Genomic DNA, 20,749 nt, shown 5'->3' with positions numbered 1-20,749 from the left:
CGCGGCCGCAGTCAGCAATGGTTGGCATGGCAAATCCAGCGCGGCCAAGGCTCAATCTTGTGGGCGGCCGCATTCTCATGAGCGCAATGAAATCTGGCGCTGTTGCAAAGCCGGCGGTGACACAGGTTTGAATAGCACACCTTATTGGCGGCGGGCGGTACAGTCGCCGTTGGCCGGTTGACCGCACGACAAAACACATGCACCAAGCCACCAAAGGTGACGCCACGCCCCGCAATCAGGCCAATGGTGCCTGCGGACATACGTCAGGCGGCGTAAAGATACTGCGCGCCAGCATACCGGCGCGCACGCCTGCATGACCAATTTGCAAAAGCGCATGAGGCTTTCGATTTCATCGCCAATGCCAGCCAATCAGATTTGATCGCACGCCCGTACGGGCGATATTCCGAAAGATCATTTTTTGCGGCAGCGCGGCGCCAACGACACCCTTGCAGTGACAATATCGCTGGTCCGCGCTGTGGGGCGCGGCTGATTTAGGCAGAGGCGGCCCGCGATGCCGCCCGCCAATTCCAACCTAAAAGTCCTGCCAGTCGTCGGGACCCATGCTGTTGGTCCTACCATGCGTCCCGTTCATCGCCGCAGGGACCGCTTTGGCGGATTTCTGTTGGCTGCGTGGAGATTGGAACATCATGACATTTTCTGCCGGATGCGGCATCGGCGCGGCAGAGTGGCTGGAATTGTTGTCCAGCTGGAACCGCGCAACAAGTTCGCCAAGATTGCCAGCCTCCGCGTTCAGGGCATGGCTGCTTGCTGTGGCTTGTTCGACCATGGCGGCGTTTTGTTGTGTCACCTTGTCCAACTGTGTGACCCCGATGTTGATCTCAGCCAGCCCTGTCGATTGTTCCACGGCACCCGCCGCAATTTCCGAAATCAGGCCAGAGATATGGCTGATATGTTTGGCGATGCGCGTCAGGACTTCGCCAGCCTCGCCAACCAGGCTGACGCCATTGGCGACCTGATCAGAACTGCCGGCGATCAACGTCTTGATCTGCTTGGCCGCTTCAGAGGAGCGTTGCGCCAGAGCGCGCACTTCTGATGCCACGACAGCGAAACCCCGCCCGGCATCGCCCGCACGTGCCGCCTCGACCCCCGCATTGAGCGCGAGTAGATTGGTCTGAAAGGCGATGTCATCAATCACGCCGACAATCTGCGAGATTTCATCAGATGACTTTTCGATGGCGGTCATCGCGGCAACCGCCTTTTGGACCACGGGTTCGCTGGCAATGGCGTCATCTTGGGCGTTACCGACGATAGATTCCACCTCACGCGCGCCATCGGCAGCGGACCGCACGCTGGCCGTCAGTTCGTCAAGCGCGGCAGCAGTCTGTTCCAGCGTCGCAGCCTGATTTTCGGTCCGGCGCGAAAGGTCGTCAGATGCGCTGCTCATCTCCAAGGAGCGTTCACGAATACCAACGGCACTGGTGACAACCGATCCAACGGTCGTGCTGAGGTTGGTGACGGTGCGGTTATAGTCAAGCCGCAGCTGTTCATAGCTTTCATCAAAGGGCATATGAATGACCGCCGTCAGATCGCCCTCGGCCAGCGCCACCATCGCCTTGCTGAGTTCCTGAACGACGCGTGCTTGTTCTGCCTGGATTTTCTTGCGTTCCTCATCGGCCGCATCGAAAGCCTGCAGCTTGTCGCGGAACTCGACCAGCGCCGTGGCCAGCACGCCCAATTCATCGCTGCGGCCCGTATCGGCCACAACGAAATCATACTGGCGCTGCGCGACACGGCCCATACCGTCGCGCAGGCGTGACAGCGGGTTTAACACCGAGCGTGCCGTCAGATAGCCAAGCAATGCGGCCAGCACCATGACGACCACCGCAAGAATACCCATTTGCGCACGGATATCATTCACGGGGATCAGCACCTCTGCCATGTCCAGTTCGCCGATAACCCGCCAAGGCGTGCCAAGGATTTCAATATTCACCACCTTGGCAATAACCGGGCGCCCATTAATCCCGGTCACACCGCTAAACACCTCTGCCGCGCCAGCCGCACCAGCCGCGACCTGATCGAGGCCACTGACGTCAGACAAAGGTCTGTGCCCGCCGGCAAAACGTGACGTGCTGCGCGTCTTCATGTCGGGGCCAACGATATAGATCTGACCCGTGGCCCCCAACCCGACTTCGCGGTTCACAATTTCATCAAGATTGGCGGTCAATAGCTGGGACGCATAGACGCCAACCGTCACACCATCGCTGTTCTGCACCGGTGTCGCCATAAAGGCCGCAACAACGCCACCGCCGGGCCCATAGGCGGTGTAATCAGTAAAATAGACCTGTCCGGCATTGCCGTCGCGGGCGGCCCGGAACACCTGACCAAGCCCGGTGTTCCTGTAGGGGCCTGTTTCAACGCTGGTCGCAAAATCGGGATTTTTGGCGTAGGAATAGACAACGTCACCTTCCGTATTCAGCAGATACACATCGGAATATCCCGCCGATGACACCACATTGCGAAAGAACGGGTGCAACACACCATGTTGGAAATTGTAGGGAACTACTTCGGGGGCCCGGTCAAGCAAGGATTTTTGCCCAACGGGGTTGGGGTTGTTCGCGATGTAGGAGGCTTGCAGATCGTCCGCAGTGCCCATCATCCCGAAAGAGGATGACAGCGCCGGCAGCGTGTCAACGACCATTGGCGTGCGCGCGTAGGACAGCATGTTTCGCCTTACCTCTCCCAACCAGCTTTCTACGGCCAGACCGCGTTCATCGGCAAGGACTTCGAAATTGGCCTTGGCAGACCTCAACATCGTATCGCGAAAGTCAAAATAACTGAGCGCAGACACCGCGATCGCAGCCGAAAGGCCGATGCCCGCGATGATGACAGGCAGCTTGCGGGACAGGGGAATAGAACTGAGTTTGCGCATAAATACCTCTAACACCGAACAATCAGATTTCGGGTGTTATCGCGCACAGCGATTAAGAACCGCTTAAGCCGCTGAGATGTCATGCAACACATGACAGCCATCCAACGAAAGCAGCCAGCCTGGCAGATCATGATCGCGCGAAACCGGCGCGCCGGACGGTTCAAAGCCATCACCGCCCCTGCACCGCGCCGTTTCGCACAATGCATGCGCTTGCAAAATCATCCGACCCTGTCAAAAGGGGGCGGCGCGCAAGGCGCAAATATCCCTGTCAGGGTTCAAGATGAGCAACACGACACAGGCCGCCGTTTGGATGATCGGCGCGATTATCGCCTTTACCACCATGGCCATCGCGGGGCGCAGCGTCAGCGTGGAACTTGACACGTTCGAGATCATGCTGTTCCGCAGCCTGATCGGCATCATCATCGTTCTGGCCATCGCGGCTTATACCGGTGCCATTCGCCAGATCAGGTTCCGCAAGCTGCGCCTGCATCTGATGCGCAATATCTGTCATTTCACCGGGCAGAACCTGTGGTTTTACGCCATCATCACGATCCCGCTGGCGCAGGTTTTCGCATTGGAATTCACCACGCCGATCTGGGTGCTGCTGTTGTCGCCGCTGATCTTGCAAGAACGGCTCACCGGCATCGGGCTGATCGCGGCGCTGATCGGCTTTGCCGGCATCCTGATCGTGGCGCGCCCCGATCCGGGCAATATGAGCCCCGGATTGCTGGCGGCGGCGGGGTGTGCGGTGTTCTTTGCGCTGACCGCGATTTTCACGCGCAAGCTGACGCGGACCGAAGGCATCACCTCGATCCTGTTTTTCCTGACGCTCACGCAGGCGATTTTCGGGCTGCTCAGTGCCGGCTATGACGGCGACATCGCGGTGCCATCGGCGCTGACCCTGCCCTGGGTCGTGGTGATCAGCATCGCAGGGCTGGTCGCGCATTTCTGCCTGACCAAGGCGCTGAGCATCGCCCCCGCCAGCACCGTCATGCCGCTGGATTTCGTGCGCCTGCCCGCCATCGCGGTTGTGGGGATGATCCTGTATGATGAACCGTTGGAATTGCTAGTCTTTGCTGGTGCGGCGCTCATTTTTCTAGGCAATTTCATCAATATCCGGCACGCAGGCGCGGTTGCACAAAAATAGTCCGTTTGGTGCGCTCGGCGCGCCACAGCGTAGCAAATCACAAACACGTGACGCTACGACATACGCTCAAGTTGACGTAGCGTCATAAATTGCGCAGCTTTGAGGCACTCCCTAAGATTTTCGCACAATATTTGTTCATGAGGGGGGAGACACCATGAAACAGGCACTTACCGTTGGCGCAGCTTTATTGCTGACAACATCCATGGCGCAGGCTGCTGGGCTTGACCGCTCGGGCCAAGGAATTGGCGTTATTTTTGAAGATGGAAACAGCGTCGAGCTGAGCTTTGGGTCAGTGCGGCCCAGCGTGTCAGGCAGCGTCGCGCTTGGCGCCACGACACAACAATCGGGAAATATGGCGCCTGATTACACGCAGTTCGGCTTTGGCGTGAAGATGCAGGTCAACGATCAGATATCGCTTGCACTGATTTCCGACCAGCCCTTTGGCGCCGATGTGAATTATGACACGACACCATATCCGGTCGTTGGGTCCAAGGCGATAGTCGATAGCCAAGGGTTCACGGCGCTCGTGCGTTATGAGCTGGATCCGATCTACAGTGTCCATGTCGGTCTGCGCAATGTTTCCGCCGAAGGTTCTGTCGCATTGGTGCTGCCAACCGCATATGCTTCGACTTATTCCAGCGGATCGGGCAGCGGTTATGTCGCCGGTGTCGCCTATGAACGCGAGAATATCGCGCTGCGGGTGGCGCTGACCTACAGCAGCGAAATCGACCTTGCGCTGGATGGTACTGCGGGCAATCTGACAACGACCTTGCCCGAATCCTATAATCTGGATTTCCAGACAGGGATCGCCGCCGATACATTGTTGTTCGGCTCTGTGCGGTGGGTTGGTTGGAATGGGTTTGCCCTGACTGACAGTCTGGCAGGTAATCTGGTTTCATACACAGATGATGTTTACACGTACAACATCGGCATCGGGAGACGCCTGAGCGATCAGTTCTCTGCATCTGTTTCGATTGGCCACGAAGTATCCACCGGCGAAGTCGTCAGCAACCTTGGTCCAACCGATGGTTATACCAGCGTTCAGATCGGCGGTGCCTATGATATGGGCAACGGGGTCGAGGTGTCAGGTGGCGTGCGCTATGTGAATGTTGGCGATGCAACCACAGCAATTGGTTCGTTTAGCCCCGAATTCACCGATAATAGCGTCGTCGCTGTTGGGCTGAAACTGGCCTATAGCTTTTAAATTCTGCCATTTGGCAAAAACAAAGGCCCCGCCCCCGTGGTGGGGCCTTTATTTTGCGCGCGTCGTGGCCATGCGATCCAGCACCGCGCGCGCCGCGCGTAGCCCCGGTGCCCCGCCCCCGCGACCCAGCCTGTCCATGGTCAGGTCCATCGCCGCCTGCTGTGCGGTCGGGTTGGCCAGCACCGCCAGCACGGCATCGGCAATCGGCGCAGGCTGGCACGCCTGACCGATGAATTCCGGCACCACGCGGGTGTCGCTGACCAGATTGACCAGCGTCACGGTATCGACCAGCAACATGCGGCTGATAATGATCCGGCTAAGCCAAGCCATGTCATAGGCAATGACCATCGGCGTGCCATTGGCGGCCAGTTCCAGCGACACCGTGCCAGAGGCTGCAAGGGCCACATCCGCGCGGCGAAACCACGCAGGTTTGTCAGGGCTGGCAGGCGGCAACACAGTGACCGGCACAGGCCAGCCCGCCACCTGCGCCTGCACCAGATCATGCACATTGGCCGTCGTGGGAATGACGAACCGCGCATCCGGCACCTGCGCCGCGATCCGCGCCACGGCCTGCCCGAAACGGGGGGCAAGGCGGCTCACCTCGCCTTTGCGGCTGCCGGGCAGGACCAGCACGACGGTGCCATCGCCAAGGGCGGCGGCGTCATCGGCGTTGGCAATCGGATCGGTCACCACCGGATGGCCGACGAAATCACACGCCATGCCTGCGGCCTGCATCAAGGGCGGCTCGAACGGGAACAGCGCCAGCACATGGTCGATATGATGCGCCATATGGCCTGCGCGTTTGGGCCGCCATGCCCAGACAGTGGGCGCAACATAATGCACGGTGCGGATCGTGCTGCGCGCCTTGACCAGCTTTGCCACGCGCAGGCAGAAATCGGGGCTGTCGATGGTGATCAGCACATCGGGCTGGGTATGCACGACCGCCTCGGCCATCTGCGCGATGCGCCGCTTCAGCGCGCGGTATTTGGGCAGGATTTCCGCCAGCCCCATGACGCTGAGTTCATCCATGGGAAAGCGGCTGACCAGCCCTTCGGCCTGCATCAGCGGCCCGCCGACACCGTCAAACGTCACATCGGGGCGCAGCTGGCGCAGCCCTGCCATCAAGGCGGCGCCCAGCTTGTCGCCCGACGCCTCGCCCGCGATCACGAACACCCTCATGCGCCACCTTTGGGGCGGACCCAGAAACAGACCCCGGCGCGGTCCAGCGTGGCGATGACCTGCGGCAGGTCCAGCACGATGACGCCCCCCGCCTCGACTACGATGGCCGACAGACCCGCGGCAACTGCCCCGCGCGCTGTATCTGGCCCGATCACCGGCAGGTCTGCGCGGCGGTCCTGCGCGGGTTTGGGGGCCTTGAACAGCACCGCGCCGCGCGCATCGACAGGCACGCCATCCGCCCCGCTCAGCCATTCGGCGGCGGTGCCAAGCAGGTCACCCACCAGATCGACACTGCCCCACAGCGGATCACCCGCAGGGGCAAAGCGTGCGATCATCGCATCAGTGCCGGCCTGATCCTCGCGCGCGATCACGTGGCCTAGGCGCACCAGACAGGCCTGCCCGATATCTGCCTGCCCCATTGCGGCAATCGTCTGCTCGCCCAGCACCGCATCCAGCCGCAATTGCGGCGTCACACGGCCCGCCAGCACACCAGCGGCAGGCAAAAGATCGGGCGCGAGGTCATGTGCTGCAACGACGGCAAAGCCTGCGTTTTCCAAGATCGCGATCACGCCGCGCAGGGTGCCATCGTCGCCCTTGGCCAGCGCGGCTTGTAGACCTGCGACCAGTGGCAAAGTCGCCGCATCAATCTGCGCAGGGTCAATCGCAGGCCGCTTGACCGCCCCCGCCATGCAGATGCGCGTGACACCGCGCGCGGCCAGATCCGCCAGAAACGACCCCAGATGTTCGAGGCGAAAGGTGATGTCGGGCGTGATCTGCGGCGCAAAGCCCTGCAAGGCGCAAACCAATGGCCGTTCCGGCAACCGCACCAACAGCGCGGGCGGCAGATCGCCGGTACCTGCGATCAGCGCCAGCATCAGCCGGGCGTCAGGAAATTGCGGTCAGACGGGCCAAGGATAAAGCGCACCATATCCTGCACATAAGCGCTATCGGTTTCATCGCCCAGCTTGCGCGCGCGGTCCTGAAAATTGCCTTCGCCGTCTTTGAGCATCTGGAACGCGGCGCGCAGCGCGGTGATATCGGCGCGGTCCACACCTTTGCGTTTCAGCCCGACAAGGTTCAGCCCGTCGAGCACCCCGCGCGGCCCCTGTACCAGGCCGTGCGGCACGACATCGGCGGTAACCATGGTGACAGCCCCGATAATGGCGCCCTGCCCGATCCGCACCCATTGATGCACACCGCACAGACCACCGATGATGACATCATCCTCAATCACGCAATGGCCCGCCACGGCGGAACTGTTGACGATGATCACCCGGTTGCCGATCTGCGCGTCATGCGCGATATGGCAGCCTGCCATGAACAAGCCGTCATCGCCGACGCGGGTAATCCCGCCGCCTTGGGCGGTGCCGGTATTGATGGTGACATGTTCGCGGATCCGGTTGCGCGCGCCGATGCGCAATTGGGTCTTTTCTCCCGCAAATTTCAAATCCTGCGGGATTTCGCCGATCACCGAAAACGGGAAAACAACGGTGCCAGCGCCGATCTGTGTGTCGCCATCAACAACGACATGGCTTTTGAGCGTCACGCCATCGCCCAGCACCACATCCGCACCGATCACGCAAAACGGGCCGATACTGCAATCGGCACCGATCTGCGCGCCATCTGCAATAACCGCACTAGGGTGAATGCCCGCCATCAGCCTTGCAGATCCATCATCGCGGTAAACTCTGCCTCGGCGGCCAGTTCGCCATCGACCGTCGCCACACCCTTGAAGCGCCAGACCTTGCCGCCGGGCTTGCCGCGCGTGGTTTCGACCCGCATTTCCAGCACATCGCCCGGCACCACCTTGCGGCGGAATTTGCAGCCGTCAATCGCCATGAAATAAACCAAAAGATCGCCGTTGATCAGCCCGAGCGACGCACCGACCATCACGGCAGATGTCTGCGCCATCGCCTCGATGATGGTGACACCGGGCATGATCGGGTTGCCGGGAAAATGGCCCTGAAAATGCGGCTCGTTCATGGTGACATTCTTGATGCCAACGGCCGAGGATGTGCCATCGATGCTATGCACCTTGTCCACCAGCAAAAACGGGTAGCGATGCGGCAGGATCTTTTGGATCAGCTGGATATCGGCGGTGGTGATGGGGTCGGACATTTAGGGTTCCTTGTCTTGGCGGGTCCCGAACAACGGGGCTGGCCCTGACTAGCAAGCGGCAGCGCGCACGGCAAGCGTGGCTAGGGCGTGCCTTGACCCAGGACCTGGTCAATGCGGGTGATTGCCTGATCGGTGATATTGGCCGTGCGCACCGACAAAATGACATTGCGCTGTTCCATCACCAAGGTGGCGCCGCGTTCCAGCATCAGATTTGCAATCACGGCCTGCGCGCGTTCTTCGAACATGTCGCGCGCCTTTGCTGCCTCGGCCGCCAGTTCACCATTCATGGCATCGCGGGCGCGCCGAACCTCTTGGACCTTGGAGTCAAAGGCTGCGGCCTCGATCCGGAATGCGGCGGGGTCCATGCCGGGCCGGCGCTGGGTCAGGCTGCGTTCTTCTTCGGTTAGCGCAGCGACAATGGCGTCGTTTTCAGCCTGCACAGCAGCGGTGCGTGCGGCAAGATCGCTGGCGATCTGCCGCCCGTATTGCGTTTCAAGAAACAACCGGTCGCTGTCAACAATCAGAACCTGCGGCCCCGATTGCTGGGCCGCCAAAGGCAACGCCAGCAACAGCCAGACCGCAATCGCCGACCACAGGCGCATCAGAAATTGGTCGAGATCGTGACGTCGAAGGCGCGGGTTTTGTCACGGGCCTGCACGTCAAGCGGTTCGGTAAAGTTGAACCGCAATGGCCCAATCGGCGTGGTCCAGAAAATCGCGGCCCCAATCACCGAGCGTGCGGTAAAGTCATCGTAATCGACCTGACCGGCATAGCCTGAATCCCAGACCGACCCGTAATCGTAAAACAGACCACCTGATATGCCGTATTCGCTGGGCAGGCCCAGCGGAAATTCCGCCTCGAGCCGCGCCACGGCAAAGGCATTGCCGCCGATAGCATCATCGCCGTCCCGCGCACGCGGGCCGATCCCGCCGGCATCAAAGCCCCGCATCAGGCGGCTGCCAAGGAAAAACCGGTCGGTCACGCGGCTTTGACCATCTGTATAATCCAGATAGCCGCCTTCGACGGTGGCGCGCAGCGTCAGTTCTTCGTTCAAGACCTTGGTTTCGGCACCGGCAAAGGCGGTGGTCTGGATGAACTGGCTGTCACCAAAACCGAATTCCTGCCCGAACCGCAGGATATAACCGGTATTGGGGTCAATCCCCGCGCGGCGCGAATCCCAGCTATAGGCATAGCCCAGCGAATTGGTCGCCACCGCGCCGATTGTTTCCTCGTCGCGCAGGATCTGGCTGCTGGTCGTGGCAACATTGGTCAGGTCGGCATAGTTGAACGCATAGAACACCGACAAACGCCCGTTGTCGCTGACCGGAAAGGCAAGCGAAGGGCTGAACCGGCCGTTCTGCGTGTCATAGCTTGCGTTTTCGTTGTTGGTCTGGCGATAGGAAAACTCTAGCCCGCCGCGCAGATCGCGGCCCAAAAGCTGCGGTTCGGCAAACCGAAAGCTGAGCCGCTGGTTCGTCTCGGCTGTCGAGAGATCGAAATCAAGCTGCTGGCCACGGCCTTGAAAATTGCTTTGCCCATAAGATGCCAGCAAGCCAACGCCGGTGTCGGTGTTGTAATTGGCACCAAAGCTGAGCGTGCCGGTCGGCCCTTCGGTGACGCCGACATCGACGATCACCTGATTGGCAGATGACCCCTGCCGCGTATCGACAGTCGCGTTTTCAAAGAACCCCAGCGCGCGAATACGGCGCGCGGAATCGCGGATTTCGCGGGGGTTGAACGGGTCGCCTTCGACCACGCCAACCTGATTGCGGATCACACGGTCCAGCGTGGTGCCATTGCCCTGAATATCAATCCGTTCAACAAAAACCCGCGGCCCTTCGACCAGCACATATTCCAGATCCAGCGTCAGCGCGCGCTCATTTCGGGTGATGCGCGGTTCAACACGGACGAAATTGACATTGCGCTGCACTGCCAGCCGTTCCAGCCGCGTGATGTCGGTTTCGATCGTCACCGGCGAATAGACCGCGCCGTCACGCGTGCGGATCGCATCCTGAAACACGGCAGGATCGACGCCGGGGATCGTGCTGCTGACGGTGACAGTACCAAAATTGAACTGCTGACCTTCGCGGATATTATAGGTCACCAGATAGGCATCGCGTTCAGACGTCAGCGTGACATCGACATTCAACACCTCGAAATCGGCATAGCCGCGCGACATGTAAAAGTCTGTCAACAACTGGCGGTCCTGCGCGACACGGTCGGGCGAGAATGTATCGCGCGCCACCAAGGCGCGCAACAAACCGGCCTGTTTGGTGTCCAGCACCCGGCGCAGCCGCCCTTCGGAATAGGTTCGGTTACCAAGGAAGGAAATCCGCTCGATCTCGGTCACACCGGATTCGGCGACTTCGAACACCAGATCGACGCGGTTCTCGGCCAGCCGGATGATACGCGGGGTGACCACGGCATTGATCCGGCCTTCGCTCGCATAGACTTGCGTGATCGCATTGGTATCGGCCTCGGCCTGTACAGGGTTAAAGGCACGGCGCGGTTCGCTTTGCAGCAGGGGCAGCAACTGGGCATCGCGGATGCGTGTGTTGCCTTCGATGCTGATCCGGTTGATCGTGGGAAATTCGACAACGCGGATCACCAGGGTGCCACCCTGCGGCACCACGTCAACTGTCTCGAACAAGCCAGATTCCCGTATCTGCTGGGCCGCGGTGTTTAGGTCGGCCGCCGACAGGGTCGCACCCGCGCTGATCCCGGCAAAGGACAGGATTGTGCCATCGGCCACGCGCTGGTTGCCTTCGATCGTCACGACGTTAAACGCAAAGTCCTGCGCGCCCGCAGCACCGGCGGACAGAACCGCCAGACCTGTCACCGTCGCAACCATCCGTATTGTTGCTGCGCCCTGCGCCATTCTGCGCTCACCAAATCCCTGCATTTCGTCCGCCTGTCCTGACATCCCGTTTGCAAAGGGAGTAGCCGCTATAAAGCCCGATGTCAAAACGACAAAGCCCACCAAAGCGCCGCTTTGCCGGTCTATGTCACAGGGTCAGCGGCAAAGGATCGTATCGTTCAGGATGGTAAAGGACATCATCGTCAGGATCAGCGCCAGACCGATGAACATGAACACCTGCACCGCACGGTCACTTGGCTTGCGGCGGGTTACGGCCTCGTAGGCGTAAAACATCAGATGCCCGCCATCCAGCACGGGGATCGGAAACAGATTGATCAGCCCCACCGCTGCCGACAATGCGCCAATGAACCAGATGAAACTTTGTGTGCCTTGGCGCGCCATCGACCCGCTGGTTTCCGCGATCCCCACGGGGCCTGACAGGTTGCAGGTTGAAATCTGCCCGATGATGATATGGCGCAAGGCCGACAGCGATGTGGTGGCGGTGTTCCACAAGCCTTCGACGCCCAGCCTGCCCGCCGCGATCAGCCCGACAGATTCAGTCTGCGGCGTGAACATCAGATCTCCGACAATCCCGATCCGGTAGCTTTGGGTAAAACTGCCATCAGGCTGCGGCTCATCCGTGATGCGCGGCGATAGGGTCACGTCCAGATCCTGCCCGCCCCGCCAGATTGTCAGGTTCAAAGGCGCGCCTTGGGCGCTGATCACCTTGTCCTGCAATTGCGGAAAGCCAAAGATCGGATCACCATCGACTGCCGTGATCACATCGCCAATGCGCAGCCCCGCATTATCTGCCGCCGACCGTGGCGCCAGTGCAGAAATCAGCGGCGGCATCGGATAAGGCCCTTCAACCGCCAGCGCGCGCCCCTCGCGCGTGATCTGATAGGTCAGCCGTTCCTGCACCGGCAGCAGATCCAGCAGCGACATCTGCCGTTCAGGAACAGAAAATGCAACATTCGCAACCGACAACAAGACATCGCCTGCCCGCAAATCGGATTGGAATTGCGCAGGCAAGGGCCGGATATCACCAATAGTGAACGGGTCCGCCACCCGGCCCTGATACATGATCGATCCGGTAAAGATCGCGATGGCCAGAATGAAATTGAACACAGGCCCCGCCGCCACCGTCAATGTGCGTGCCCAGAGCGGCGCACCCGCCATCGAGCGGCGCGCATCGGCCGCGTCCACGCTGCCATCCGACCCGACGCTGGCGGCATTGGTATCGCCCAGAAACTTGACATAACCGCCCAAGGGCAGCGCCGCGATCTGCCAGACCGTGCCACGCGCATCGGTCCGGCTATAGATCACCGGCCCGAACCCGAGCGAGAAAACATCCGCATGGATGCCGCACCAGCGCGCCACAATGTAATGGCCGTATTCATGGATCGCCACGATCACCGACAAGGCCACGACGAACGCCATTATCATAAAGGCAAAATTGCCGAAAACCGGCATGAATTGCGTCAGGTCCAAAACGTCATCCTATCTGTGTCGTGATTTCGCCCGCGTAAATGCGGGCCAGCCTGTCGGCCTCTAACACATCATCTAGGGTCATCTCCTGGATTTGCAGCCCACCACCCGATGACATTTTGTCGAGCGTGCCAGAAACGACAGCGGACATTTGCAAGAAACCGATCTGGCCTGCGATGAAAGCATCCAGCGCGCGTTCCTTTGCCGCATTGAACACCGCCCCCGCCAGACCGCCCGTATCCATCACCTGCCGCGCCAGCGCGAGCGCGGGATAGCGGTCCTCATCGGGGGCCTGAAAGCTCAGCGAGCCGATCTTGGCCAGATCGAGCCGTTCCACCGGCAGATGCCGCCGGTCTGGCCAATGCAGCGCGTAACCGATGGCATGGCGCATATCGGGCGGGCCGACATGGGCCATCAGCGCGCCATCGTTGAAGCCCACCAGCGCGTGGATCAGGCTTTCACGGTGCACCAGCACTTCGATCATGCTGGAGGGCACGCCAAAGAATTCTTTTGTTTCAATCAGTTCCATCGCCTTATTGAACATGGATGCGGAATCGATCGTGATCCGCTGGCCCATGTCCCAATTGGGGTGGCTTGACGCCTGCGCCAATGTGGCGCTTGCCAGCTTGTCCTTGGGCCAATCGCGGAATGCGCCACCGCTGGCGGTGATGATGATGCGTTCAACGGCAGCCATATCTTCGCCCACCAGCGCCTGAAACACGGCAGAATGTTCGCTGTCCACGGGCAGGATCGTCGCCCCTGCAGCGCGCGCGCGCGCCATCAGCACAGGCCCGGCCGTAACAAGGGATTCCTTGTTCGCCAAGGCCAGCGTCGTGCCATGATCCAGCGCAATCATCCCCGGCACCAGCCCTGCCGATCCGATAATCGCGGACAGCGCCCAATCGACGGGGCGCATCGCGGCCTGTTTGATCGCAGCGTCACCTGCGGCCACGGCGATGCCGGTGCCCGCCAGCGCATCTTTCAGCGCGGCATAACAATCGTCATGGCACGTCACTGCAAGTTCGGCGCGCAAGGCAATGGCATCACTTGCTAATTTTTGGATATTGCGCCCACCTGTCAAGGCCACGACCTGATAGGCATCAAGATCACGCGCGATCAGATCAACCGCGCTTTGGCCGACCGATCCGGTGGCACCAAACAGGGTGATCCGCCTCAAAACGCGACTCCGGGGATATCGAACACATCAGCGACCAGCAGCATGAACAAGGCCCCGCCCAGCAGCGCATCGAACCGGTCGAACAAGCCGCCATGGCCGGGGATCAGGGTGGAACTGTCCTTGACCCCCATCCGCCGTTTCAACGCACTTTCGGCGATATCGCCCATTTGTCCTGCAAAACTCAGCGCCATGGAAATCGGCACGATGACCAGCCCGACATCGGTGAATATCATGAAGACCGCACCAACCAGCGCCGCCCCGATCCAGCCAGCGGCGGTGCCGGACCATGTTTTCTTGGGGCTGTAGCGCGGCCAGAATTTCGGCCCGCCGAATGCCTTGCCCGCGAAATAGCCAAAGACATCGGTCACGATCACAACCGACATCAGCCACAACAACCAGATAAAGCCGTAATCAGCGCGGAAATGCACCAGCCCCCAGCCCGCAAGCTGAATGCCCAATGCAAAAACAAAGAATGTCTTGATCTCGGTGCGCAATTGCGTGGCACCGATCAGCGGTGCCACCAGAAACAACAGCAGCCCCCATTGGCTGTCATAGGCCAAATGCCCCGACATGACCGATGCGACAAGCGCCGCGAGCAACATCCCCGTGGTCGGCTCGGTGGGGCGGATCATCATCCAGAGTTCCCAGACCATGACCGCGCTGACGAAAACGACCAGCATCTGGAACCAGACATCGCCCAAGATCACGCCGATAGCGCCGATAAATGTCATCGCGACGCTGGATGCGATGCGGATGCTCAGATCGTCCCATTTCGTGGGATTTGGCGGCTGGCCGGTCATGTTCAGGCCTGCACTGCGCCGAAACGGCGTTCGCGTTGTCCGTATCTTGCAAGCACCCGGCCGAATTCGGCCGCCGTGAAATCGGGCCAAAGTGTATCGACGAATTCATATTCGGCATAGGCCGATTGCCAGAGCAGGAAATTGGAAATCCGCGCCTCGCCGCTGGTGCGGATCACAAGATCGGGGTCGGGCAGGACATGCGTGTCCAAAAACCGCGACAGCGTTTCGGCATCGACATCCTTATGGCTCAGCCGGCCCATTTCGATCTCGTAGGCAAGGCGCTTTGCGGCGCGGGTCACCTCGTCGCGGCCGCCGTAATTCAGCGCGATCGTCAGATGTATCAGGTCATTGCCCGCGGTCAGCAGTTCCAGTTCATCCATCAGGCTGACCAGCTTGTCGTCCAGCCTGATCCTGTCGCCAATGAACCGTACCCGCACGCCGTTATCCACAAGGGCGCGCGCCTCACGCTGGATATATTTGCGGAACATCAGCATCAGGCCCGCAACCTCGGTCTGGGTGCGTTTCCAGTTCTCGGTCGAAAAAACGAACAAGGTCAGGTATTTGACCCCGTGTTCAGGGCAGGATTGCAAAACCTCGCGCACACGGCGCGCACCTGCGTGATGACCAAACAGACGCGGCCTGCCGCGTTGCTGCGCCCAGCGGCCATTGCCATCCATGATGATCGCGACATGCGCGGGGCCGGTTTTGGTGGTCTGGTCCATGTCGTGGCGCATTCCGGCCCCTTCTGCGTGGTCCTTAGACCTGCATGATTTCCGCTTGCTTGGTTTCAAGCGTTTCATCGACCAGTTTGGTATGGGCGTCGGTGATTTCCTGCACGGTGGTTTCCCAGAATTTCTGGTCATCCTCGGACAGACCGTCGGACTTGGCCTTTTTGATCTGGTCCATGCCATCGCGGCGCAGGTTGCGAATGGAAACGCGGGCCTGTTCGGCATAATTGCCTGCAACCTTGGTCAATTCGCGGCGCCGTTCTTCGTTCAATTCGGGGATCGGCAGCATGATGATCGTGCCATTCAACTGAGGATTGATCCCCAAACCGCTGTCACGAATAGCTTTTTCCACCTTGCCGACCAAAGCCTTGTCCCAGACGTTGATGGTGACCATCCGTGGTTCGGGGACGTTGACGGTGCCGACCTGATTGATCGGCGTGGGCGATCCGTAAGCATCGACCATGATCGGTTCCAGCATCGAGCCTGACGCGCGCCCCGTGCGCAGGGACGCCAGTTCCACCCGCAAATTGGCGATGGCCCCGTCCATGCGGCGGGCCAGATCGTCGGTATCAAGTTCAAAATCGTCAGACATGCTCGTGTTCTTCCTTCGTCACGCGGGGGCGTTGTTTTCATCTAAGCCAATGCCGCCCGATTGTATAGACAGCCGTTAATCGCGCACGGTAGTATAGGTGCCTTCGCCCGCCAGAATACCCTTGAAACCACCCGGTTCATCCAGTGAAAACACGATGATAGGCAGGTTGTTGTCGCGCGCAAGTGCGATCGCGCTGGCATCCATCACGCCCAGATGCTTTTGCAAGACTTCGTCATAGCTGACGACATCGTAACGCACCGCATCGGCATGTTTGACAGGGTCCTTGTCATAGACGCCATCAACCTTGGTGCCTTTGAAAATCGCCTCGCAATTCATTTCATTGGCGCGAAGTGTCGCCGCCGTGTCGGTGGTGAAATACGGATTGCCGGTGCCTGCGGCAAAGATGCAGACGCGTTTCTTTTCCAGATGCCGCACCGCGCGGCGGCGGATATAGGGTTCAGCCACCTCGTTCATTGTGATGGCCGAAATCACGCGGGTATGGATGCCCAGTTCTTCCAGTGCCGATTGCATCGCCAGCGCGTTCATCACGGTGGCGATCATGCCCATGTAATCGGCGGTGGTGCGTTCCATCCCCTGCGCAGAGCCTTGCAGCCCGCGAAAGATATTGCCGCCGCCAATGACCATGCAAATTTCAACCCCAAGGTCATGCACGGATTTGACTTCGCGTGCGATGCGCTGGACGGTGGGCGGATGCAGGCCAAAGGCGGTGTCGCCCATCAGCGCCTCGCCCGAGATTTTCAGCATGACGCGTTTATAGGTGGTTTTCGGTGTATCGGTCATGCAATTCCCCTGTCGCGCCGGTTTGGCGCAAAATGTCGTAAAACGTGGCGGGGTTCAATGGCGCTTGTCGCGTCAGGACGGTATAGGATGCAGATGATCACCATCGCACCCGATACACCCGTTTTGATCGCGGGGCCGACCGCATCCGGCAAATCCGCCTTGGCGCTGCAGATTGCCACGCAGCAAGGCGGGGTGATCATCAATGCCGATGCCTTGCAGGTTTTCGCAGGCTGGCAGGTGCTGACAGCGCGGCCATCCGCCGATGATCTGGCGCGCGCGCCACATGCGCTTTATGGCCATGTTCCTTTTGATGCGCCCTATTCGGTAGGGCATTGGCTGCGCGATCTGGCGCCATTGCTGCAAGGTGCGCTGCGCCCGATTATCGTGGGTGGCACGGGGTTGAATTTTCACGCGCTCACTTGCGGTCTGGCCGATATTCCCGCCACGCCTGACGTGATCCGCGCCGAGGCGGACCAGATCGCCCTGCCCGATCTGATCGCGGCACTGGATGACGCGACCCGCGACCGGATTGATCTGCAAAACCGGGCGCGGGTGCAGCGCGCTTGGGAGGTGTGGCGTGCCACCGGGCGCAGCCTTGCGGATTGGCAGGATGCGACACCTGCGCCGCTGTTGGCGCTGGACCGGACGGTCGCCATCACGCTGGATGCGCCCAAGGACTGGCTGGATGCCCGCATCGCGCGGCGGTTCGATGCGATGCTGGACACCGGCGCGCTGGACGAGGCGCGTGCCATGCTGGCGCACTGGAACCCCGCGCATCAATCCGCCAAGGCGATCGGCGCGCCAGACCTGATCGCCCATCTGCAAGGCCAGATATCACTGCCACAGGCCCGCGACGCTGCAATTATCGCCTCACGGCAATATGCCAAGCGCCAGCGCACATGGTTCCGCGCAAGGCACAAAGCCTGGCATCATTTGGACGCGGATCATGCCGATATTTTTGCAACAGTAAAATTATCACAATCTTAACCAATTGATCGGTAGTCTATGTGGCGACATTCTGGGTTAAAATACAACCCTAAGGCAACGTTCATGAGCTTGATGCAAAACGTCCCGTCAGCGTTGGCGCTGACGTCTTTGTCCCATGCAGGCCCCGCCATGCGCTGGCGGACCGAGGCGATGCGCAGCCATCCGACCGCGCGGCTGATCCTGATCACCAAGGGGCAAGGTCGTGTGACAGTCGCGGGCCTGACCAATGGTTATGGCCCCAACAACCTGATCTATCTGCCGCCACAGACCATGTATGGCATCGAGGTCGGCCCAACCGTGCATGGCCATGTCCTGACCCTGCCCGATACCGCCAATTGGCCAGCTGATCCGGTGCATCTGCGGCTGCTTGATGTCTGGTTGCAAAAGGAAGCAGCGCAATATTTCGACCAGATCGAACGCGAATTGCAACCGGCCGGACACCCGCGGGCTGCGGCCTTGTGGCTGGGCTTGCTGGCGATCTTTGTGGACAGGCAGGCGCGCGCGCAGGTGGCCACACCCAACGACAGCCGCCGCGACAGTGCCGCAGCCAAGCTGGTGGCGCGATATACCCAACTGATCGCGCGGGATTTCCAGCTTGATCGCGGGGTTGGCAGCTATGCCGCCGAACTGGGGGTGACGCCCACGCATCTGGCACGCTGTTGCCAACAGGTCGCTGGGCGATCCGCGCTGGCCTTGCTGCATGACCGCATCCATTACGAGGCTTGCGTGCTGTTGCGCGACACGCAAATCCCGATCAACCAGATCGCGGAAACGCTCGGATTCCATTCCGCGGCCTATTTCACCCGCAGTTTTCAGGAAAAATCGGGGCAAACGCCGACAGATTTTCGGCGCGCCAACGAACGCAGCATGGCGCGTTAACAGCTTGATCCTGCAGTGTCAAACGCGGCATATGTCGTTTTTGTGACCGATTAATGTCGCTTTTGTCAATTTATTTGCCACGCCACTGTTGACGCGCGGGGTCAAATGCGGCGCTATGGCGCCAACCCGCCTTATTGGGGTTTGCACAAAGCAGGCACGGTCCATGCCGGTGCCAATTAAATCACGCTCGCTTTCACAAGGAGAGATCCATGACCAAGCACGATCAGTCGCTGCATCCAATCGCGTTGCAATACGCCCAGGACGAAAAGGCAGGCAAGCTCAGCCGCCGTGAATTCATGGCGCGCACGACCGCCATTGGCGTCAGCGTCACTGCTGCCTATGGCCTGTTGGGGCTGGCGGCCCCTGCCCGCGCCAACGCTCATATGCAGCAAGGCGGCACCGTGCGCATGCAGATGGAAGTACGCGCCGTCAAGGAACCGCGCGCCTTTGACTGGCCGCAGATCACCTATGTGACGGCAGGCTGGCTCGAATATCTGGTGGAATACAACAATGACGGCACCTTCCAGCCGATGCTGTTGGAAAGCTGGGATGTGAACGACAATGCCACCACCTATGTGCTGAACGTCCGGCAAGGCGTGACATGGAATGACGGCACGCCGTTTACCGCACAGGATGTGGCGCGCAATATCGCCGGCTGGTGCGATACCACCGTCGAAGGCAATTCCATGGCCGCGCGTTTTTCCGCGATCATCAATCCAGAAACCGGTCAAGCACTCGACGGCGCGATCGAGGTGATCGACGATCACACCGTGCAGCTCAACCTGCCCGCCCCCGACATCACGCTGATTGCGGGCATGTCGGATTATCCGGCCGCGATCACGCCAGCCGGTTTCAACCCCGATACGATGCTGGAAAATCCTGTCGGCACCGGGCCATACCTGCCAGAAACCGTCGAAGTCGGGATCAAGGCCACGCTGGTGCGCAATGAAAACCACGATTGGTGGGGCTATGCCGCAGGCAAGGGCGCCTATCTCGACCGGATCGAATATATCGATTACGGCACCGACCCATCGGCTTGGGTGGCAGCAGCGGCGGCTGACGAGGTTGATATCATCTATGAGACGGTCGGCGATTTCGTCGATATCTTCAACAGCATCGGGTTCGAGGAATCCTCGGTCGCGTCGTCTTCGACGATCTGCATCCGTCCCAACCAGCGCGCCGAAATTGACGGTGTGCGCCCCTATGCCGACAAACGCGTCCGCCAAGCCATTGCCATGGCGGTGGATAATGCGGTCTGTCTGGAACTGGGCTATGCCGGTCGCGGTGAAGTCGCGCGCAACCAGCATGTCGGCCCGATGCACCCCGCCTGGGCCGATGTGCCGGCGATGCCGCATGATCCCGCCCGCGCGCTCGAACTGCTGCAAGAGGCCGGCATGGCCGATTTCGAGATGGACCTGATTTCCATCGACGATGATTGGCGCAAGAACACCACCGATGCCGTGGCCGCCCAGCTGCGCGATGCAGGTTTCAACGTCAAGCGCACGGTCATTCCGGGGGCGACATTCTGGGGTGACTGGACGGAATATCCGTTTTCCTCGACCGACTGGAACCACCGGCCCATCGACACGCAGACATTGGGTCTGGCTTACCGGTCGGGCGAAGCATGGAACGAAAGCGGCTTTGCCAATGCCGAATTCGATGCCCTGCTGGCCGAGGCTAACGCGATCCCCGATGCCGACAGCCGCCGCGTCGTGATGCAACGGCTACAGGAAATCATGACCGATGAGGGTGTGACCTTGCAGCCTTATTGGCGCACGATCTATCGGCATGCCAAGCCCGGTTTCGTCGGCTGGGACATGAACATCGCCTACCTGCCGCATATCTACAAGATCGGCATCGCGGCGTGATCTGACAAAGGGGCCACCCTGACAGGGGTGGCTC

At 60.2% G+C, this 20,749-nt stretch carries 18 protein-coding genes; 5 read left to right on the top strand and 13 right to left on the bottom strand.

What is annotated here, in order from left to right:
- Positions 1 to 532 precede the first annotated feature (532 nt).
- Positions 533 to 2,890: a methyl-accepting chemotaxis protein gene (locus tag SKA53_RS04010; protein ID WP_007204777.1), complete on the bottom strand. Its 2,358-nt coding sequence runs from the start codon at positions 2,888 to 2,890 to the stop codon at positions 533 to 535.
- A 280-nt stretch (positions 2,891 to 3,170) separates the two neighbouring features.
- On the opposite strand from SKA53_RS04010, the gene SKA53_RS04005 reads away from it, so the two are divergent.
- Together SKA53_RS04005 and SKA53_RS04000 are read left to right on the top strand one after the other, a co-directional pair.
- Positions 3,171 to 4,037: a DMT family transporter gene (locus tag SKA53_RS04005; protein ID WP_007204775.1), complete on the top strand. Its 867-nt coding sequence runs from the start codon at positions 3,171 to 3,173 to the stop codon at positions 4,035 to 4,037.
- 154 nt (positions 4,038 to 4,191) lie between these two features.
- Positions 4,192 to 5,241, top strand: coding sequence for a hypothetical protein (locus SKA53_RS04000; RefSeq protein WP_007204774.1), 1,050 nt, complete (start codon positions 4,192 to 4,194; stop codon positions 5,239 to 5,241).
- A 48-nt stretch (positions 5,242 to 5,289) separates the two neighbouring features.
- Here SKA53_RS04000 and lpxB read toward each other — a convergent pair whose 3' ends face one another.
- The 12 genes from lpxB to pyrH all read right to left on the bottom strand — a co-directional run bounded on the left by lpxB (position 5,290) and on the right by pyrH (position 16,981).
- Positions 5,290 to 6,420 (bottom strand): lipid-A-disaccharide synthase, encoded by a 1,131-nt coding sequence (gene lpxB / locus SKA53_RS03995; RefSeq protein ID WP_007204773.1) that lies wholly within the window; start codon positions 6,418 to 6,420, stop codon positions 5,290 to 5,292.
- Positions 6,417 to 7,295, bottom strand: coding sequence for an LpxI family protein (locus tag SKA53_RS03990; protein ID WP_007204772.1), 879 nt, complete (start codon positions 7,293 to 7,295; stop codon positions 6,417 to 6,419). The genes lpxB and SKA53_RS03990 overlap by 4 nt, the downstream gene beginning before the upstream one ends.
- Complete coding sequence (gene lpxA / locus SKA53_RS03985; RefSeq protein ID WP_007204771.1) at positions 7,295 to 8,077, bottom strand: acyl-ACP--UDP-N-acetylglucosamine O-acyltransferase; 783 nt, start codon at positions 8,075 to 8,077, stop codon at positions 7,295 to 7,297. Before lpxA ends, SKA53_RS03990 begins: the two co-directional genes overlap by 1 nt.
- Complete coding sequence (fabZ, locus tag SKA53_RS03980; RefSeq protein WP_007204770.1) at positions 8,077 to 8,538, bottom strand: 3-hydroxyacyl-ACP dehydratase FabZ; 462 nt, start codon at positions 8,536 to 8,538, stop codon at positions 8,077 to 8,079. The genes lpxA and fabZ overlap by 1 nt, the downstream gene beginning before the upstream one ends.
- A gap of 80 nt (positions 8,539 to 8,618) precedes the next feature.
- Positions 8,619 to 9,140: an OmpH family outer membrane protein gene (locus SKA53_RS03975; RefSeq protein ID WP_007204769.1), complete on the bottom strand. Its 522-nt coding sequence runs from the start codon at positions 9,138 to 9,140 to the stop codon at positions 8,619 to 8,621.
- Positions 9,140 to 11,440 (bottom strand): outer membrane protein assembly factor BamA, encoded by a 2,301-nt coding sequence (gene bamA, locus SKA53_RS03970; RefSeq protein ID WP_040483115.1) that lies wholly within the window; start codon positions 11,438 to 11,440, stop codon positions 9,140 to 9,142. Before bamA ends, SKA53_RS03975 begins: the two co-directional genes overlap by 1 nt.
- Before the next feature lie 111 nt (positions 11,441 to 11,551).
- Complete coding sequence (gene rseP / locus SKA53_RS03965; protein ID WP_007204767.1) at positions 11,552 to 12,886, bottom strand: RIP metalloprotease RseP; 1,335 nt, start codon at positions 12,884 to 12,886, stop codon at positions 11,552 to 11,554.
- 4 nt (positions 12,887 to 12,890) lie between these two features.
- Positions 12,891 to 14,060 (bottom strand): 1-deoxy-D-xylulose-5-phosphate reductoisomerase, encoded by a 1,170-nt coding sequence (gene dxr / locus SKA53_RS03960; RefSeq protein ID WP_007204766.1) that lies wholly within the window; start codon positions 14,058 to 14,060, stop codon positions 12,891 to 12,893.
- Positions 14,057 to 14,860: a phosphatidate cytidylyltransferase gene (locus tag SKA53_RS03955; RefSeq protein WP_007204765.1), complete on the bottom strand. Its 804-nt coding sequence runs from the start codon at positions 14,858 to 14,860 to the stop codon at positions 14,057 to 14,059. The genes dxr and SKA53_RS03955 overlap by 4 nt, the downstream gene beginning before the upstream one ends.
- A gap of 2 nt (positions 14,861 to 14,862) precedes the next feature.
- Positions 14,863 to 15,594, bottom strand: coding sequence for a polyprenyl diphosphate synthase (gene uppS, locus SKA53_RS03950; RefSeq protein WP_007204764.1), 732 nt, complete (start codon positions 15,592 to 15,594; stop codon positions 14,863 to 14,865).
- Positions 15,595 to 15,616: 22 nt separating this feature from the next.
- The gene (gene frr, locus SKA53_RS03945) at positions 15,617 to 16,180 is read right to left on the bottom strand and encodes a ribosome recycling factor (RefSeq protein WP_007204763.1); all 564 of its coding nucleotides are present in this window, start codon (positions 16,178 to 16,180) and stop codon (positions 15,617 to 15,619) included.
- A 75-nt stretch (positions 16,181 to 16,255) separates the two neighbouring features.
- Positions 16,256 to 16,981: a UMP kinase gene (pyrH, locus tag SKA53_RS03940; RefSeq protein WP_007204762.1), complete on the bottom strand. Its 726-nt coding sequence runs from the start codon at positions 16,979 to 16,981 to the stop codon at positions 16,256 to 16,258.
- A gap of 57 nt (positions 16,982 to 17,038) precedes the next feature.
- On the opposite strand from pyrH, the gene miaA reads away from it, so the two are divergent.
- The 3 genes from miaA to SKA53_RS03925 all read left to right on the top strand — a co-directional run bounded on the left by miaA (position 17,039) and on the right by SKA53_RS03925 (position 20,715).
- Complete coding sequence (miaA, locus tag SKA53_RS03935; RefSeq protein WP_007204761.1) at positions 17,039 to 17,968, top strand: tRNA (adenosine(37)-N6)-dimethylallyltransferase MiaA; 930 nt, start codon at positions 17,039 to 17,041, stop codon at positions 17,966 to 17,968.
- Between the two features lie 63 nt (positions 17,969 to 18,031).
- Positions 18,032 to 18,847 carry an AraC family transcriptional regulator gene (locus tag SKA53_RS03930; RefSeq protein WP_007204760.1) on the top strand — a complete coding sequence of 272 codons (816 nt, stop codon included), beginning with the start codon at positions 18,032 to 18,034 and terminating at the stop codon, positions 18,845 to 18,847.
- Positions 18,848 to 19,056: 209 nt separating this feature from the next.
- The gene (locus tag SKA53_RS03925; protein ID WP_007204758.1) at positions 19,057 to 20,715 is read left to right on the top strand and encodes an ABC transporter substrate-binding protein; all 1,659 of its coding nucleotides are present in this window, start codon (positions 19,057 to 19,059) and stop codon (positions 20,713 to 20,715) included.
- The last annotated feature ends 34 nt before the right edge of the window (positions 20,716 to 20,749 follow it).

Source organism: Yoonia vestfoldensis SKA53, from assembly GCF_000152785.1.
In the GTDB taxonomy this organism is placed as follows: domain Bacteria; phylum Pseudomonadota; class Alphaproteobacteria; order Rhodobacterales; family Rhodobacteraceae; genus Yoonia; species Yoonia vestfoldensis_A.
This window is presented reverse-complemented; position numbering and strand designations above follow the sequence as displayed.

What these genes read in the sequence shown, in the direction of transcription:
- SKA53_RS04010 (WP_007204777.1), bottom strand. Translation starts at nt 2,890, where the DNA reads ATGCGCAAACTCAGTTCTATTCCCCTGTCCCGCAAGCTGCCTGTCATC.
- SKA53_RS04005 (WP_007204775.1), top strand. Translation starts at nt 3,171, where the DNA reads ATGAGCAACACGACACAGGCCGCCGTTTGGATGATCGGCGCGATTATC.
- SKA53_RS04000 (WP_007204774.1), top strand. Translation starts at nt 4,192, where the DNA reads ATGAAACAGGCACTTACCGTTGGCGCAGCTTTATTGCTGACAACATCC.
- lpxB (WP_007204773.1), bottom strand. Translation starts at nt 6,420, where the DNA reads ATGAGGGTGTTCGTGATCGCGGGCGAGGCGTCGGGCGACAAGCTGGGC.
- SKA53_RS03990 (WP_007204772.1), bottom strand. Translation starts at nt 7,295, where the DNA reads ATGCTGGCGCTGATCGCAGGTACCGGCGATCTGCCGCCCGCGCTGTTG.
- lpxA (WP_007204771.1), bottom strand. Translation starts at nt 8,077, where the DNA reads ATGGCGGGCATTCACCCTAGTGCGGTTATTGCAGATGGCGCGCAGATC.
- fabZ (WP_007204770.1), bottom strand. Translation starts at nt 8,538, where the DNA reads ATGTCCGACCCCATCACCACCGCCGATATCCAGCTGATCCAAAAGATC.
- SKA53_RS03975 (WP_007204769.1), bottom strand. Translation starts at nt 9,140, where the DNA reads ATGCGCCTGTGGTCGGCGATTGCGGTCTGGCTGTTGCTGGCGTTGCCT.
- bamA (WP_040483115.1), bottom strand. Translation starts at nt 11,440, where the DNA reads ATGCAGGGATTTGGTGAGCGCAGAATGGCGCAGGGCGCAGCAACAATA.
- SKA53_RS03955 (WP_007204765.1), bottom strand. Translation starts at nt 14,860, where the DNA reads ATGACCGGCCAGCCGCCAAATCCCACGAAATGGGACGATCTGAGCATC.
- uppS (WP_007204764.1), bottom strand. Translation starts at nt 15,594, where the DNA reads ATGCGCCACGACATGGACCAGACCACCAAAACCGGCCCCGCGCATGTC.
- frr (WP_007204763.1), bottom strand. Translation starts at nt 16,180, where the DNA reads ATGTCTGACGATTTTGAACTTGATACCGACGATCTGGCCCGCCGCATG.
- pyrH (WP_007204762.1), bottom strand. Translation starts at nt 16,981, where the DNA reads ATGACCGATACACCGAAAACCACCTATAAACGCGTCATGCTGAAAATC.
- miaA (WP_007204761.1), top strand. Translation starts at nt 17,039, where the DNA reads ATGGCGCTTGTCGCGTCAGGACGGTATAGGATGCAGATGATCACCATC.
- SKA53_RS03930 (WP_007204760.1), top strand. Translation starts at nt 18,032, where the DNA reads ATGAGCTTGATGCAAAACGTCCCGTCAGCGTTGGCGCTGACGTCTTTG.
- SKA53_RS03925 (WP_007204758.1), top strand. Translation starts at nt 19,057, where the DNA reads ATGACCAAGCACGATCAGTCGCTGCATCCAATCGCGTTGCAATACGCC.